General features: G+C 33.6%; 9 protein-coding genes. 8 read left to right on the forward strand and 1 reads right to left on the reverse strand.

Translation table 11 applies throughout. The annotated features are described in order from the left end of the window. Window positions 1–282 precede the first annotated feature (282 nt). The 8 genes from ABJF08_RS09735 (at window position 283) to ABJF08_RS09770 (ending at window position 15188) form a co-directional block, all read left to right on the forward strand. Complete coding sequence (locus ABJF08_RS09735; protein ID WP_348115966.1) at window positions 283–4311, forward strand: two-component regulator propeller domain-containing protein; 4029 nt, start codon at window positions 283–285, stop codon at window positions 4309–4311. A gap of 208 nt (window positions 4312–4519) precedes the next feature. Next, entirely contained in the window at window positions 4520–7594 is a 3075-nt protein-coding gene (locus tag ABJF08_RS09740; RefSeq protein WP_348115967.1) for a TonB-dependent receptor, read from the forward strand. A 37-nt stretch (window positions 7595–7631) separates the two neighbouring features. Further along, a complete protein-coding gene (locus tag ABJF08_RS09745) occupies window positions 7632–9179 on the forward strand; it encodes a RagB/SusD family nutrient uptake outer membrane protein (protein WP_348115968.1) in 1548 nt (515 codons plus the stop codon). Window positions 9180–9403: 224 nt separating this feature from the next. Further along, a complete protein-coding gene (locus ABJF08_RS09750; RefSeq protein WP_348115969.1) occupies window positions 9404–10252 on the forward strand; it encodes a DMT family transporter in 849 nt (282 codons plus the stop codon). A 222-nt stretch (window positions 10253–10474) separates the two neighbouring features. After that, on the forward strand, window positions 10475–12700 hold the full coding sequence (locus tag ABJF08_RS09755) for a heparinase II/III family protein (protein WP_348115970.1): 2226 nt from the start codon (window positions 10475–10477) through the stop codon (window positions 12698–12700). 3 nt (window positions 12701–12703) lie between these two features. Further along, window positions 12704–13081: a cupin domain-containing protein gene (locus tag ABJF08_RS09760; RefSeq protein WP_348115971.1), complete on the forward strand. Its 378-nt coding sequence runs from the start codon at window positions 12704–12706 to the stop codon at window positions 13079–13081. Window positions 13082–13084: 3 nt separating this feature from the next. Further along, window positions 13085–14389 (forward strand): MFS transporter, encoded by a 1305-nt coding sequence (locus ABJF08_RS09765; protein WP_348115972.1) that lies wholly within the window; start codon window positions 13085–13087, stop codon window positions 14387–14389. A gap of 37 nt (window positions 14390–14426) precedes the next feature. Then, window positions 14427–15188 (forward strand): SDR family NAD(P)-dependent oxidoreductase, encoded by a 762-nt coding sequence (locus ABJF08_RS09770; protein ID WP_348115973.1) that lies wholly within the window; start codon window positions 14427–14429, stop codon window positions 15186–15188. Between the two features lie 518 nt (window positions 15189–15706). On the opposite strand, the gene ABJF08_RS09775 is transcribed toward ABJF08_RS09770, so the two are convergent. Further along, entirely contained in the window at window positions 15707–18004 is a 2298-nt protein-coding gene (locus tag ABJF08_RS09775; RefSeq protein ID WP_348115974.1) for a chondroitinase-B domain-containing protein, read from the reverse strand. Window positions 18005–18087: the final 83 nt, after the last annotated feature.

Genomic DNA, 18087 nt, shown 5'->3' on the forward strand with positions numbered 1-18087 from the left:
ACTGGTATGTGTTCTCGTATATTCATCGCTCTACCTGTCTTTTTAACATAGCAATGCTAATTAATTTAGATACTTATAAGTCGTGATTCGGTTTCTATTTATTAAATACATTTATACTACTTTTCATAAGAAATGTCAATTGTGTAACCTTTTGAATCAATAAGAATTAAATAAAAAAACAGACAACTAACTTATTACATAGTAGTTTATCTAAGCTTAGAGTAATATGGGTTAAAATCAAACTATTTAACTATTTTTAAACCCCAACTTATTTCTCTCTTTATGTGTAAATCGCTTTGCGCCATTATATTTATTTTTTCTTGTTTTGCGACTGCCCAAACCGGTCGTTTTCAATTTAAACATTTGTCTACAGATGACGGTCTATCGCAAAGTAGTGCTACCGCCATAGAACAAGATAATTTAGGACAAGTATGGATAGCTACTAGAGACGGTCTTAACCGTTATGATGGACATAAAATTACTGTGTTTAAAACAGAAGATGGTAATGAGAATTCTCTAAGTAGTAGTGACATATTATCATTGGAAACAGGTTTAGATGGTAAATTATGGATAGGTACCCATAATGGATTAAATAGTTATGATCCTAGGACAGAGTTGTTTAATAGGTTTTTTGCGCAAGAAGAGATTAATTCAATACTAAGTAATAGAATTCAAGAAGTTTATTCTACACAGGATGGTCATATATGGTTAGGTACTTCTAAGGGACTTTCCATTTACAATCCTGAAGAAGATGTCTTTTATAATGATGTCTTTAAAGTAAATCATTCTTCTGTTATTGTAGAAAGTGTCTTAGAATTAGAAAATAACTCTTATTTAGTAGCTTCTAACAAAGGTTTGTGGTTAATTATTAAGCAAGCTAAAGGTAAATATGATGCCCAAAAAATTCCTGTTTTTAAGGATGAACATATATCAGATCTAATACCTTCTGAAGGTGATGATTATTTACTGGCCACTAATAAATCTGGAGTTTTAGTCTACAATAAAAATACCAAGGCAATAGTTCCACATCCTATCAATGAAGTCCAAATGATAGATGGAATTAGAAAATTAAGGGTGGATAATTCTGGTCGATTATGGATAGGTACTGATAACGGTATTTTTATTTATGAAGAAGGTATAGTTACTCATCTTCAAAATAACATAGAAGATAAAAATAGTCTTTCAAAAAACTCGGTAAAATCACTTCATAAAGATTCTAGTGGTTCTATATGGGTAGGAACTTACTATGGAGGTGCAAATATCTGGAATGCTGCAAATGGTAATTTTATAAATTATATCAATAATGGAGAGAAATCTGGTCTTAATTATTCTGTAACGAGCTCTTTACAAGCAAATGATGAGAAAATATTTGTAGGAACAGAGCAAGGAGGATTAAATATTCTTGATTTACAAACAGATCTTTTCTCTTATGTTACAGCAACAAATAGCGATTTGCTAGATGATAATATAACGTCCCTTTATCTAGATGAGGATAGATTGTTTATAGGGACGTTATCTCATGGTTTTCAAATCTATAATGTAAAAACTAACTCGTTTGAAAAAGATGATAAGCTAGCCGCGATAAGTGATTCTTTGCTTAATTCAGGGATTTATGGTTTTGCTAAAGATCAAGATGAGTTATTCATAGGTACTGCTGGTAAAGGAATAGGTGTTGTATCTACTGTACTTGATACCCCAGTGTCTTATTATAATAAAACTAATGGTTTGAGTAGTGATATCGTGAGGACATTACTGCTGGACAACGATAAAACGTTATGGGTAGGAACAGAAAATGGTTTAAATGCTCTTGATGAGAATAAAAATATAAAAAGCTATTTGTACAACAGTAATCAAGCGGCCGGATTTGATATACTGACTGTCTTCCAATCCTCTGATAATCACTTATGGGTAGGTACAAAGGCTCATGGACTATTTGTTAAATCTAACGATACATTTAATCAAGTAACGCTTAATTATGAAGGAAATGATATAACGACCATACATGCTATTTTACAAGATAAAGATGGCTATTTATGGTTAAGTAGCAATCAAGGTGTATTGCAGTACCATACAATAGAAAAAAAGATACTAGCTCTCAAGGGCAAAAAAGATGGCCTGGTAGGGAATGAATTCAGCAGTGGTGCTGCTATTAAACTGCATAATGATGATTTACTTTTTGCAGGGATATCTGGTATCACACGTTTTAATACAGCTAGACTATTTAAAGATTCTTTTGTACCTTCAGTTTTAATAACTGGTTTTTCTACAGGTTATGATAGTAAACCGATCTTAGAATATGAGGGAGATGTTGTTGATAATATCGCTTTCGCGAAAGCGGTAAAACTAGATCATCATCAACGTAATTTCACTATAGAATTTGCCATGCCTAGCTTTCATAACGCATCGAGCAATACATATGAATATAGATTAAGTGGTCTAGAAAAAAACTGGAATATTACTGGTCAAAATGCGGCTACCTATACTTTACAAAATTCAGGGAATTATATTTTTGAAGTAAGAGGTATTAATGGAGACGGCGCAAAAAGCGGTATCACAAGACTAGACGTAGCTGCAAAACCAACACCGTGGTTAAGCTGGTGGGCGTTATTAGGTTATGCATTAGTCTTAGGAATCGCCATTTATTTTATGTTAAACGTTTTAAAATCTAAAACTAGATTGCAACAAGAACTTAAGTTCGAGCAATTACAGAAGGAAAGAGATCGTGGTATTAACGAGGCAAAATTAAAATTCTTCACAAATATATCTCACGAGTTCAGAACACCTCTTACTCTTATTTTAGGACCATTACAGCAATTACTTGCTGATTATAAAGGAAGTAATAAGATGTATAAAAAATTACTTGTTGTAGAGAGCAATGCAAATCACCTCTTACAATTAATTAATAGATTAATGGATTTTAGAAAACTAGAACAAAATCAATTTGAACTACAAAGTGCTCGAGGTAATATTGTTAAGTTTCTAGAAGAGATCTATTTAAGTTTTAACGAATATGCAAAAGTAGGAGAATATGATTACAGCTTTGAATCTGTAGAAGATGAGATCTTAGTTTATTATGATAGAAAAAAACTAGAAAGAGTTTTCTTTAACCTTATTTCTAATGCATTTAAATATACGGACAAAGGTGGTGCAGTGGATATTAGAGTAACTAAAAGTGAGCAAGAGATAATTGTATCTATTAATGATACTGGTATAGGTATATCACCTGTAGAACAAGAGAAAGTATTTGATAGGTTTTATGAGGTAGAAGCAGATAGAGAAAAACCATCTCCATACCATCAGGGTACTGGCATAGGTTTAAATATTGCAAAGAATATAGTAGAATTACATCATGGTACCATAGCCATAGAAAGTGAAAAAGGTCGAGGTTCTAGTTTTAAGGTTGCTTTAAAACTGGGGAGAGAACACCTCAAAGATCATGAAATTTTAAAAGATTTTAAATTTAGCGATGACTTATCTCAGTACACATCGCAATTAAGTGAACTTCCTGCGTTTTCAAATAATGAAGACCTAGATCTATTGAGTGATGATGATAAGCCTACCATATTATTAGTAGAAGATAACCACTCTTTACTTTCTTTTATGGTTAATTTATTAAAGCCAGATTTTAATGTTATCGAGGCAGATAATGGAGAAGATGCTTTTAAGCTAGCTATTAAGAACAGTCCAGATTTAATAGTAAGTGATGTGGTAATGCCTAAGATGGCAGGTACAGAACTCTGTGCAAATGTCAAAAAAGATATAAGAACCAGTCATATTCAAGTGGTTTTATTAACATCTAGATCTTCTTTAATATATAAACTAGAAGGGTTAGAAAGTGGTGCAGATGATTATATAAGTAAACCATTTAATATAAATGAATTTCAATTACGTATTAAAAATTTGCTACATAGTAAGGCAAAACTCAAGGAGAAATTTGGTTCTTCAAATGATTTTTCTCCTGAAGAGGTAAATGTAACATCTGTAGATGAGCAATTACTTAAAAAAGCTATTGCTATAGTTGAGGAAAATATTCCTAATGAACAATTTGATATCCCTTCATTCAGTTCTGAATTAGGTGTAAGTCGTACGATGTTATTTATTAAAGTAAAGGCTTGGACTAATTTTACTCCTAATGAATTTATCCAACATTTTAGAATGAAAAGAGCAGCTCAACTTCTTGAATTAGGAACTCTTAATATTTCTGAGGTTAGTTATAAAGTAGGGTTTAGAAACCCTAAATATTTTAGCAAATGTTTCCAAAAAGCATATGGTGAAACGCCTTCTAATTATTCTAAGAAATTTTCAGAATAATTAACTAGAAATATACGATTGTCACTGATAGCCCCATATTTTTAAGGGTTTCGGATTTTTGTATACCCTTTTCTGAATTATTGATTGCTAAGGTTAAGTTAATTTTATCACAACAATAAAGAGATGTTCTCTGCCACATTGTTTTCGCAAACGATGTAGGACATTTTTTAAAAACTAACTTAAATTATTTCAACTTAAAGAAAATCTTATGCAACAAAAAAACAAACCGCAATTATTAAGATATGGGCTCTTGCTAATTTGCATTTTCGGTTCATTCTTAACCTATGCGCAAACTTCTACAATAACTGGTAAAGTTGTAAGTACTGAAGGAGAAGAGCTATTAGGTGTGAGTGTTTCTATAAAAGGTACATCTACTGGTACTTCTACAGATTTTAATGGAGATTACAGTATTACAGTTCCTAATGCAGAGGCTGTATTGATGTTCAGTTCTATTGGGTATACTACTTTAGATGTTCCAGTTAATGGACAGACTGTAATAAATGTGACCTTACAAGATGATCTAGCTTTACTTGATCAAGTAGTGGTTATCGGTTATGGTAGTGCAAAGAAAAGTGACCTTACTGGTTCAGTGTCATCTGTTTCTTCAAAAGAATTGAATCAATTTCCAGTTCTTGACGCTGCACAAGCTTTACAAGGTAGAGCAGCTGGTGTTGTTGTACAGTCTAATAATGGAGGTGAGCCGGGAGCACCTATCAATATTCAAATTAGAGGAAATACATCTATTAGTGCAAGTAGTTCTCCTCTTATAGTAGTAGATGGGTTTGTAGGTGCTACTATGCCACAAGCTAACGATATACAATCTATGGAGATTTTAAAGGATGCATCTGCGACGGCTATTTATGGGTCAAGAGGTTCTAATGGTGTGGTATTAGTGACTACTAAAAAAGGTAGAAGCGGTAAGATGGTTGTTGAGTTTAATACGAACTATGCTTTTCAAAATACTACTAATGAATTAGATCTATTAGATGCAAATCAGTTCGCAGCTTATCAACAAGATGTAAATAACAATACAGCTATAACAACAGGTCAAACACCTGCTATTTATAATCAAGGAACCGGTAATACAGACTGGCAGGATTTAATATACAGATCTGCAGTTACTAAAAATTATCAATTGTCATTTTCTGGTGGTTCTGATAAAGTTAATTTTTATGCATCAGGAAACTATTTTGATCAAGAAGGATTAATTATTAATTCTGATTTTGAAAGAGCTACTTTCTTAACTAATGTAGATGCTCAAATAAATGATAAATTAAAATTAGGTCTTAACCTTTTCGGAAGCACAGGAACAAAGAATGGTGCAGCAACTCAATCAACTGGTTCAGGTGGTGTAGGTGCAGGTGGAGATGATGTAGTGTCATTATCCGTACGTTATGCTCCAGATCAACCAGTTTTTAATGATGATGGATCTTATAACTCAGGAAACACAGTTGGAGATTTAGTAGATAACCCTTTTGCAATAGCAAATGAGCGTATAGACGAGACGAAAGAAGATAATTTTAGAGCAAATTTTTATGCTGATTATCAAATTATGGAAGGTCTTTCTTTTAAAACTACTTTTGGTTTAAATAGTGAGAACGTAAAACAAGGTACTTATAATCCATCAGTATTAGAAGTTACTGCAGGTGGTGTAGGTGGTAGAGCTGCTATAACACATGCTAGAAGAACAAGTATATTAAGTGAAAACTATTTGACTTATAAAAAGGAATTAGGAAGAGGTGAATTAACTTTATTAGGAGGTTTATCTTATCAAAAAACAAAAACAGAGGCTTTTTCTGCAGCTGGAACAGGTTTTATATCTGATGCTTTTTCGTTCTATTCTTTAGGTAGTGCAACAGGTTTATTACAACCTAGTTCTTCATTATCTGAAACTGTAATTCAGTCTCAATTTGGTAGAGCTAATTATAGTCTTGATGACAAGTATTTAATTACTGCAACGGTAAGAAGAGATGGAGCGTCAAATTTTGCAGCTAATGAAAAGTATGCAATCTTTCCATCGGCAGCTTTAGGTTGGAAAGTTTCAAACGAAGACTTTTTAAAGAATAGTGAAACTATCTCAAACTTAAAGTTGAGAGCTAGTTATGGTGTTACAGGAAATCCATCTATTAGTCCTTACCAGTCATTGGCTAGATTTGCCGCTCTTTACGCAGCTAGTAATGGTGAGACTGTAAATGCAATTACACCAGACCAGCCTTCTAATCCAGATCTTAAATGGGAGTCTTCTTACCAGACAAACATAGGTGTAGATTTAGGATTGTTGAAAAATAAAATTACTCTTTCATTAGACTATTATAACATTGATACTAAAGATCTAATTTTAGGTAATAACGGTATTCCTGAATATTTCGGATTTGCAAATGATGAAATCCTTACCAATTTAGGAGAGGTTAATAATGAAGGTTTTGAACTTGCGTTAACTACTAGAAATATAAGTAATGAAAATTTCACTTGGTCAACTGATTTTAATATCTCTTTTAACAAGAATAAAGTAGTAGCATTAATTAACGATGCAGATTTATTTGATGATGGTACACCTAGTTACTTTAGTCATGACCAAAGTACCATTTTAAGAGTAGGAGAAGAAGCAGGCTTATTCTGGGGATATGATTATGTTGGTGTATACCAAGGAGGGGCTTTACCAGCTGGTACAGCAACTCTAGCAAATGGTGTAGCAGGAGATCCATTATTCAGGGATATTGATGCTAATGGAACAATAACTGAAGATGATAGAACTACAATAGGTAACCCCAATCCAGATTATACTTTTGGATTTACTAACAACTTCAGCTACAAAAACTTTGATATGAGTATCTTTTTCCAAGGTTCTCAAGGTGGTGAGATCTTTAATTTAACAAACGTTCAATTAGTTAATGGAGATGCAAACACAACTCAGGCTAATTATAATAATGCATGGACACCTACAAATACAGATACTAACGTACCACGTGTAGGTAATAATAGTAATAGAGAGATCTCTTCTCGTTTTGTTGAAGATGGGAGTTACATAAGATTGAAAAATATTGCTATTGGGTATACTTTACCTGAAAATTTAATAGAGAAAATAGGAGTTGAGAGATTAAGACTTTCTGTAAGTGCTCAAAATTTATGGACTATTACAGATTATTCTGGTTTAGATCCTGAGGCTAGTTACTTCGGTGGCGGTGGAGTTAATAACCAGAGAAGTAATACCATTCGTGGTTTTGATTTTGGTAACTACCCAACTTCTAGAACGGTTACTTTTAGCCTTAACGCAACTTTTTAAATAAAAATAAACTTAGTTAATTATAATATACAAAATTATGAAAACACTCAAAATTTTATTGTTATTGATAGCGGTATCAATAATGGGATGTTCAGACCTGGAAGAAGAGCCTGTCGGTTTATTAGCTCCTGAAGGTTTTTTTCAATCTACTCAAGATATACAGACAGCAGTAAATGGATCATATACTCATGCTATAAATGAAAAGTTCTGGGGTAGAAAACTATCTATTGCATTAATGTTACGTTCTGACATGGTAGATCTAGCTTCTAATGAGACTAGAAGAATGGAAATGAATGACTTAACGACTCTTGGGAATAATGGAATGATTAGTGAATTCTGGCCTAAAACTTATCAAGGTATTGCTGCGGCAAATCAAGCTATAGCAGGAGCTGAATTTGTTGCTGCAGACGAAGCGATTAAAAACCCAGTTATTGCACAGGCTCGTTTTATTAGAGCATTTTATTATTTTCATTTAGTGAGACAGTTTGGAGATATTCCTTATTTAGATCAACCAGTATCTGATGCGGCTGCCGCTGCTACTATAGGTAAAACTCCTGCTGCACAGGTTTATGAGAATATTATTGCAGATTTAGAGTATGCTAAGACATGGTTGCCAGATACGCAACCTACTCGTGCAATACCTTCTAAAGGCGCTGCTAGTTCTTACTTAGCTTTAGTTTATTTAACTATGGCGGGAAATAATGATACAGCAATGTTTCAAAGAGCTTTTGATGAGGCTGAAGAAGTGATTCTTAATGCAGGGACATATAATTTTGATTTAGACTCAGACTTTCAAAATCTATTTAATGCAAATGTTATAGATGGTTCTGTAGAACCAATATTTGCTTTGGACTATAATAATTTTGAAGCTCCTAATAATGCTTATGATCAAATAGCACCTATGACTGGTATAAGAGGTGATGACAGAAACTCTGGAGGTGGCTGGTCTGTTGCAGTTCCTTCTCTTGCGGTTTATACAACATGGCCTGCAGACGATTATAGACGTGCAGTAAGTATGGATGATGGAGCTTCTATAAATGGTAATTTAGAGCCATTTACTAACTTTATCGCTAGTGGACACCAGTTTGCAAAGAATCAGCCATATATCGCAAAGTACACACGCTATCCAGGTCCTTTTGCTCGTGGTAATGCTAGAGCAACTAGTCATAACTATTCAATGATTCGTTTTGCTGAGGTATTATTAATTGCTGCAGAAGCAGGAGTAGAGGTTGGTGAAAACCAAGCTGCAATAACTTATATCAACCGTATTAGAGCGAGAGCTAGAATGGGTGGTACTACAGAAAAAGATGGTGTGACTGTAACTGTTGCGCCTAGTGCAGTGCCTGCAGATATTTCTGGGACTGTAACTGTAAATGATGTTCTTGAAGAGCGAAGATTAGAATTAGCCTTTGAAGGTAAAAGATGGTATGATATCGCTAGAAGACAAATAGGTGCTACTGTATTTGGAGCGTCTGGTTTAGAAGGTGCAAAATCTGATTTTTCTGTTACAGATTATTTAATGCCATTACCGGCAGATGAGTTAGATAGAAACCCTAATTTATTACCTCAAAATCCAGGTTACTAAATAAAAAATTGAAATAGCCAATTGCTTTAATCCCAACGATGTTTTTTCGTTGGGATTTTTGTTTGCTTAAAAATAAGTAGCCTTTATCAATGCTATTTATTTTTATCTATTTAATTAGAGAATTAAAAGTCATAATAAAAATAGACGTTGTAGTTTTGCCGGCTGTATAATTGACTAGTATATTATTAATAACTCAACATCATTGATGTTTTATTTTATTTAAAGTGAAAGACCTACAAAAAGCTATCGTTTACATGTTGTTCAGTACACTGGCATTTGCAGTTATGAATGGACTTGTAAAGTATTTGATAGATTTCAGTGCCTATGAATTAGTGTTCTTCAGATCGCTAGGTACTTTAATTCTTACTATGGTATTCTTACTTTATAAGAAAATACCATTATTAGGGAATAAGAGAAGTTTATTAGTGACTAGGGGTGTTGCTGGTGCTGTTTCTTTAATATTATTTTTTCTTTCTTTAAAGTATTTACCTGTAGGGACAGCTGTTGTGCTTAGGTACTTATCACCTGTTTTCGCAGCTATTTTTGCTGTGATATGGCTCAAGGAAAAAATAAAACCTATACAATGGTTGTTCTTTCTATTAGCCTTTTCTGGTGTGTTAGTAATGAAAGGTTTTAATGATGATCTTAGTTTAATTGGTCTCGTCTTGATATTTTCATCTGCCTTAGTAATGGGAATTGTTTTTGTAACTATTTCTAAAATAGGTAAGCAAGATCACCCTATTGTAATCATTAATTATTTTATGGCTATAGGAACTTTGCTAGGTGGTGTTCTAGCTCTTAATGATTGGAGGACTCCTCAAGGTAATGAGTGGATTATTTTAAGTAGTCTAGGTGTTGTAGGTTTTGTTGGACAACTTTTTATGACCAAAGCTTTTCAAATAGCATCTACAAATCAGGTTGCGCCTCTTAAATATCTCGAAGTTATTTTTACTGTCCTTATAGGTGCGTTCTGGTTTATAGAAATCTATACAGTATGGGCTATTTTAGGTATGATAATGGTCATTGCAGGATTATTACTTAATATCTTTTATAAGTCTAGAAAAGTAAGCTAAAACACTCTTATTTTTAATGAGTTAATTCCTAGTGTTTCACAAATAATACATCTCTTTCTTAAGATAGATACCTTTGTGTCTATAATTCCTTAAACAAACTATCGTTTAATTTGCAAATTCGCATTTATTGTCTTTAATTTGGGCAACCAGATTGGTCAACCAATTTATTTTTATCTTTTGATAATACTATTGGTTTTTACTCAATTAACCTATTAGAAGATTATGAATTGGAAATTAATTTTAGTTGTATGCCTTTTTGGTATCATTTCTTGTGAAGATAGTGCTAGTTCAAGCGATCAAAAAGCTGTCTCAGAGGCCACTAGTTCTAGTTCTAAATTGCTTTTAAGCGACGCTGGGATAGCAGATTTTAAATCCTCAAATAGTGATGTTGTAAAAAACACTTTAAAAGAATTATCGCAATCGGTAGAAGTTATTCTTACTGCACCTATAGAAATTCCACAACCAGTAGATGCAGGTGGTGGTTATTCTCACGAAAAACACAAACAAAATTATGCTGAACTTTATAAAGTAGCACTATCTCAAAGTTTAGATCCTCAAGATGATAAGTTAGCCTACATAAAAAATATGTTTGATGGATATGCAAATATGTATCCAACATTAGGTATGCATCCTAAGGATAAAGAAAATCATCCAGGCGGTAAATTATACTGGCAAGGTCTCAATGAAGCAGTAACGCTTTTTTACATGATACAATCATATGATCTTACTCGAGGTTATCTAACAGAAGAAGAACGCGTAAAAATCGAAAAGGATTTATTACGTCCCATGGCAAAATTCTTAAGTGAAGATAGTTATGAGGTATTTAATAAAATACACAATCATGGCACATGGTCTGTAGCAGCTGTCGGTATGACTGGTATGGTATTAGGTGATGACGATATGGTACAGAGATCTATTTATGGTTCTAATAAAGATGGTAAAACAGGTTTTATAGCACAATTAGATCATCTGTTTTCTAGCGACGGTTTCTATAGTGAAGGACCATATTATCACAGGTATGCTATCTTACCATTTATCGCATTTGCTCAAGCAATTGAAAATAATGAGCCAGAGGTGAAAATCTTTGAGCATAGAGATGGGATTCTTAGAAAAGCAGTGACTACATTGCTTCAACTTACTGATGAAAAAGGGAGGTTTTACCCTATTAATGATGCTATTAAAAGTAAAACATGGGAAAGTGATGAGGTAGTCTTTGCCACTAACATCGCATATAATCAATATAAAGATGCAAGTCTTTTACCAGTCATTAAAATGATGAATAAGATTTCATATACCGATGCTGGTGTTATTGCTGCTAATGCTATTACAGATGATACAGAAGATTTCTACAACAGGCCTAGTATGTTTATAGCAGATGGTGTAGAAGGCAACAGCGGTGGTCTAGCGTTAATGCGCAGTCCACAAAATACTTCAGGTCAACTACAAGCCGTGCTTAAGTTCTCTACTCAAGGAATGGGGCATGGGCATTTTGATAGATTAAGTCTTTCTGTATACGATTATGGTAACGAGATCATGCCAGATTATGGTGCTGCACGTTTCTTAAATATAGAAACTAAAAGAGGTGGTAGGTATTTACCTGAAAATAAAACATATGCTCAACATACCATTGCCCATGGAGCAGTTGTTTTAGATGAGAAGTCTCAGTACAAGGGAAATGTAAAATACTCTGAAGAACATGTGTCTCATGTGGTTAAAACAGACATGAGTAGTGAACGTTTACAGGTGAGTATAGCAGCAGACTCTACTGCATATGATGGTACAAAATTATCTCGTTCTATAACTATGATTAATGAACCAGAAATTTCTAATAGACCATTTATTATTGATTTATATCATATCGATTCTAACGCAGGTCATCAAATGGATTTAAATTACCCTTTCTTTGGTGATATTATTGAAACGCAATTTGACTATAATAGACCTGCTAATAAAACAGTTTTAGGAAAAGATAATGGTTACAATCATCTAGAGGTTTTAGCTAAGGGAACTCCTAAACCTAATGCTACTAATGCTCAATTTTCATTCTTACAGGCACAACGTTTTTACAGTATAACTAGTGTTACAAATGCCAGTACTCAACTATTTATTACTCAGACAGGAGCAAATGACCCTGAATTTAATATTAACCTACAGAGACAGTACTTAATAAGACAACCTAAAAATACAGCAAGTCACACATTTGTAAGCGTTATCGAGCCTCATGGATTCTTTGATCCTGTAAAAGAGACAGTAAATTATCCTAAATCTGTGATTTCAAATTTAAAGCATGAGAAGCAAGATGGTTATGATATCGTTACCTTTAATTCAGGCGGTGCTATGTATTTATATACGCTTTCGCGAAAGCGAGATAATAACAAAAATCATACAATACAATATAAAGGGAAATCTTATTCTTGGGATGGACCACATCAATTACTAAAAATATAAGTCATGAAAAGATATAGTGAAAAGTACATTCTTACAGAAGAAATGAAATGGGAAAACCTAGGAGGTGGAGTTTCTCGTAAATTTTTAGGATACGATAACCAGATTATGATGGTTCAAGTAAAGTTTGAAAAAGGAGCTGAAGGAGCACCGCACAAACATTTTCATACACAAACTACTTATGTAGCGGCTGGTAAGTTTGAGTTTATCATAGATGGTGTAAAGCAAATAGTAAGTGCTGGTGATGGAGTTTATATGGAGCCTAATCTTTTACATAGTGCAGTATGCCTAGAAGAAGGAATGTTGATAGACGTTTTTGCACCGGTGCGTGAAGATTTTTTAGATGGTAGTGGTGTTTCTTATTTTGGTGACAAAGAAGAATAATTTATGAAAGTCAAAGGATTAAGATGGTGGATAGTAGGGTTGATTGCTCTAGCAGCCGTAATAAATTATATAGATAGACAGGCTTTTTCAGTTTTATGGGAAACTGAAGGAGGAATAGCTGATGAGCTTTATCCTGAGTTAGATGCAGATGGTAGAAAAAAGATATATGGAAGTATTGGTACATATTTCATTATTGCCTATGCTTTAGGTCAGGCATTATTCGGTAGAATTTTTGATAAATTAGGAACACGTTTTGGTTTTGCTTTATCTATTGGTTTTTGGTCACTGGCTACAGGTTTACACGCTTTAGTGAGTGGTGTTCTAGGATTTACCTTTGTTAGATCTCTTTTAGGTCTAGCTGAAGCTGGTAACTGGCCTGGTGCTGCAAAAGGAAATGCAGAATGGTTTCCAACAAATGAACGTGCCATAGCTCAAGGGATATTTAATTTTGGTGCTTCTTTTGGAGCGTTAATTTCTATACCTCTTATTGGATTTTTGGCTCAAAAAATGCACTGGCATATCATCTTTATGATTATAGCATTATTAGGTTTTCTATGGTTAATACCATGGTTAATTGTCTTGAAAGTAGGCCCTAAAAAACATCCTTGGCTTACTGACGAAGAAAAAGATCGAATTCTTAATGGACAGAGAAATGAAGTTGCTACCGCAAATGGTGAGGAAGAACAAAAAAGTATGTCTTATGGGAAACTATTAGGCTTTAAACAAAGTTGGGGAGTTATCATAGCAACTGCAGCTATTGATCCTATCTGGTGGATTTTTGTAGTCTGGATACCTAACTACCTTGTAAACGTTTTTGGTGTAGGTATAGAAGGAATTACTAAATATGGATGGATACCTTATCTAGGAGCTATGATCGGTGCATGGTTCGGTGGTTTACTAGCAAAGAACTTCTTTAATAAAGGATGGGATGTTAATAAGGTAAGAAAAGCAACTATAGGTGTGGGGTGTGCAATCATGCTTCCTGCTTTATTATCATTAAGTAATCCTGGTACTCCGTTAATAGCTGTTTTAATCATGGCTGTTGTGTTATTCGGATTCCAAACTGCGATAGGAAATATTCAAACGCTTCCTAGTGATTTATATAGTGGTAAATCTGTAGGGACATTATCAGGATTAGCCGGTATGTCGGCAAAGTTTGCTGCTGCAGGACTAACATGGTACATAGGTTCAAAATTACCAGCAGATAAATACTCTTTAGTGTTTCTAATAGGAGCTGTACTGGTAGCAATCGTTGTATTTGCTGTTTGGGTACTTATACCTAAAATTAAACCATTGCAGAAAGCGTAAAAAAAAATAAAAAACAAATTTTAATTAAATCAACAATATGAGTTTTGAAGGAAAAGTAGCTGTAGTAACTGGGGCAACCGGTGGTATAGGTTTTGAAGTAGCAAAAAGATTAGGTAAAGACGGTTATACGGTAGTTTTAAACGGTATAGATGATGAGGCTGGAGCAAAGAGAGTTGAAGAACTTACTGCAGAAGGTGTTACTGCTGAGTACCTAGGTTTTGATGTTACTAAAGAAGATGCGGTAACTGCTAACATTACTGAAATAGGTAATAAATATGGTAAAATCGATGTGCTAGTAAACAACGCTGGTGGATTAGGTGGTAGATCTAGATTTGAAGAGATGACTACTGAGTTTTATAGATTTGTAATGGCTCTTAACCTTGATTCTGTATTTTTTGCGTCTAGAGCAGCTATACCATTTCTTAAAAATGGAGAACACCCATCTATAATTAACTACACTTCTAACGCTGCATGGAATGCAGGTGGACCAGGTGCTGGTATTTATGGAACGTCTAAAGCTGGTGTGCATGCTATTACAAGAGCACTTGCAAAGGATCTTGCAGAATATGGAATAAGAGTAAATGCAGTATCTCCTGGTACTATAGACACTCCTTTCCATGCACAAATCAAATCTACTAAGCCAGAAGTATTTGCTTCATGGGCAAATAATATCTTATTAGGTAGACTAGGTCAGCCAGAAGATGTTGCTGGTGTTGTTTCTTTCTTAGCTAGTAAAGATGCTTCATTCATAACTGCAGAAACTATCCAAATAGGTGGTGGACAAGCGTTAGGTATCTAATAGTAGATATTATGAATACGGAAAAATCAATTTGATTTTTCAATAAATTAGCCAACATGTTTAAGAATTATCCCTGATAGGTTTCCTATCAGGGATTTTTTTATGTATTAATTCTGAGATTTTATTTTTTAATTTGATAATGAAGTATAAAACTCAAAATAGAGGTTTTCTTTCATGTTTAAATAAAGTGCATTTACGCTATAATGCTATATAAATGTATAGTGCCAGCTGTTTCATGAAGTTGATTTGCATAGAATAGGATTATGGAAATGGTTGATCATAGTTAATGACATCCTTATAAAGAGATATAAGTGGGTTTATAAAGTTCAGGTATATAATTTACGGTACAAGCTGTACAAGTGATTTGTATGTTTCTATTTAGATAGAATAACGGGCTAATAAGTGACGTTTTTATACTTTAGGATTGTATCAAAGCACATAAAAAAAGCCTAATGATATTAAAATCATTAGGCTTTGCTTTAAGAGAATTAGATATTAATTCTACAATGTGATGTGAATTAATATACTAGTTTCAATTCTATATTTTCAACTACTTTAATTTCGCCAGAGTTGGTAACTGTATTGTTAATTGGTTGTTGCCCTTTGGCACCCCATAAAATAGCTGTAAACTTAGTGTCGTTATTAGTAAAAGTGTTGTTCTCAAAAGTTACGTTTACGATACCTCTAGTGTTGATTAAAACTTCATCTTTATCTAGTTTACCAGAGTTAATAAAAGTGTTGCCAGCTAGGTTTAAAATACCACCTATGGTAGACTCGTCATAACCACCTCTATAGAAATCTATCACTTCGTTAGAAATGTTGTCAAAATTAGAGTTCGTGATAGTTAAAAACTCCACATTATAATCTCCTTTGTCATCAGTTTCTTTATCTAGTAAAAATCCGTTCACACAGTTTTTAAAAGTAGAATTGTTTACTATAATTTCGTCTGCAAATGAGCTTTTTGAAGCGTCTATAACAGATTTAAAGTTCTCTACATTTATGTTGTTTAAATGGATACCATAAGCCTTAGACATATCCTTATCTTCTGTTCTAAATAGATCTTGGTCTGCAGTACCTAAAACATTTAAACTTTCTAAATGTAAAATACCTTTAGGTTGCATTAAAAATGCCGTTTTTAAATTGTCAAATTGTATGGTTGCTCTAGCATCTTTATTAGCAGATGTTATTTTCAACTCTTTAGCTAGTGCGATAGTTTCATCTATCAAGTAAGTACCTTCTTTTAAAGAAATGATATCTTCAGAATTAGCATCTTTAATAGCTGCCATGAACTCACTCGCGTTAGTAACGGTATGTGTTTTTATATCTTTATTACCAGTAGAAGGTGTAAACCATGTGGCACCATAAATAGAATAATCTACAGTAGCCTTTTTATCACTTACAGGTGGAATAATAGCACCTATGTAATTTTGATCTTGATTTCTAGATGTACCAAAAAGATCTACATCGATATCATTAAAACCATAACCATCATATAACTTACCATCGTACTGTGCAGGAGTGTAAAAAAGCTCGTCACCTAGCGTATTAGAGATAGATTTTAATGTGAAATCTTCACGATCAGAATCCATGTTTTTATTGCTTAGCAGTAAGTTGTTTTTAAACTTTACACCATCTATTTTATCATAAGCCTTTATAGGATAAGAAGTAAATCGGTCATTATATACAAGATTGTTTGCAAAGATGACTCTTTTAGGTCGTGCAGATCTTATTTCAGATGGTGGTAAAACCTCTGCCTGATCAGTATTTACACCTACAGAAAAATGTATAGGTTGTTCACAGTCTATCCAGCTATTGTGTGCTATAACTACATCAGTTACCTGATTATATCTATTTAAAGGAGATTTAGGGATACCATTCATTACAGCCAGTCCACTACGGAATTCTGTACCGCGCATTTTATAGAAATAATTATTTGTCACTACATGACCAGTATTGATAACACGTATACCACCTACATATGGGTTATCATTACCTATAAATATATTACCACTTATAGTTGCATAATTACCATGTCTAGTTACTACAGATCCTTCACTCTCTAGAAATACATTATTAGAAAAGTTATTAAAGTTAGATTTACTAGAAATGATTTCTACCTCACCATTACATTTTTCAAAAAGGTTATTAGTTACTTGAGTATATGATGGTGTCATAGACGTTGTACTAGCACCTAATTGCATAGTTTCAGCCTTAGGACCACCTTTTCTAGGTCTAGGACCGAAATGATTGTCATGTATCTTATGATAATTATTTACATGTTCGTTACCATTAAGATATACCTTTAAAGTTGGTCCTTCATTAGACTTCCCAGCGATATAACTGTGGTCTAATTCATTATGTTTACCATAAAACTCTATCCAGTGATCTTTTCTATGACGGTCAGGTTGTGTAAACTCTTCTATAACAGTACCAGTAACGCGACAGTTAAAAGCGATAGAGTCAGGAGAGTTTCTAAATATTATAACCGCTTCGTCTGGTGTGTATCCATTCTTAAAATAAAGATCTTTGGCAACCAGATATTCACCACTTAACTTTAAGAAAGACTGTCCTTCTATGATTACCTTACCAGGTGTTTCTGCTTTTAAAACTATAGGTTTTTGCTCTGTTCCCATTCCATGAAATTTGATTTGAGCATCCTTCCAGATACCATTTTTCATGGTGATAACATCTCCGGCTTTTGAGTCGTTAATTGCAGTTTGCAGCTCGTCTATATTTGATACGTTTATAGAAGTCAGCTTTTGATCATTACACGAGATTAAAGCTATGGCTAGAGCTAGTAAAAATATTCTTTTCATAGGTTGTTTTAAGAGAATTCAAGATACCTACTAAAACGATATAGCTAGGTCTTAAAGAGTCCTAAATGAAGTATAGAATTGTA

The sequence above is a fragment of the Nonlabens sp. genome, assembly GCF_039941875.1.
GTDB lineage: Bacteria > Bacteroidota > Bacteroidia > Flavobacteriales > Flavobacteriaceae > Nonlabens.

What these genes read in the sequence shown, in the direction of transcription:
- ABJF08_RS09735 (WP_348115966.1), top strand. Translation starts at nt 283, where the DNA reads ATGTGTAAATCGCTTTGCGCCATTATATTTATTTTTTCTTGTTTTGCG.
- ABJF08_RS09740 (WP_348115967.1), top strand. Translation starts at nt 4,520, where the DNA reads ATGCAACAAAAAAACAAACCGCAATTATTAAGATATGGGCTCTTGCTA.
- ABJF08_RS09745 (WP_348115968.1), top strand. Translation starts at nt 7,632, where the DNA reads ATGAAAACACTCAAAATTTTATTGTTATTGATAGCGGTATCAATAATG.
- ABJF08_RS09755 (WP_348115970.1), top strand. Translation starts at nt 10,475, where the DNA reads ATGAATTGGAAATTAATTTTAGTTGTATGCCTTTTTGGTATCATTTCT.
- ABJF08_RS09760 (WP_348115971.1), top strand. Translation starts at nt 12,704, where the DNA reads ATGAAAAGATATAGTGAAAAGTACATTCTTACAGAAGAAATGAAATGG.
- ABJF08_RS09765 (WP_348115972.1), top strand. Translation starts at nt 13,085, where the DNA reads ATGAAAGTCAAAGGATTAAGATGGTGGATAGTAGGGTTGATTGCTCTA.
- ABJF08_RS09770 (WP_348115973.1), top strand. Translation starts at nt 14,427, where the DNA reads ATGAGTTTTGAAGGAAAAGTAGCTGTAGTAACTGGGGCAACCGGTGGT.
- ABJF08_RS09775 (WP_348115974.1), bottom strand. Translation starts at nt 18,004, where the DNA reads ATGAAAAGAATATTTTTACTAGCTCTAGCCATAGCTTTAATCTCGTGT.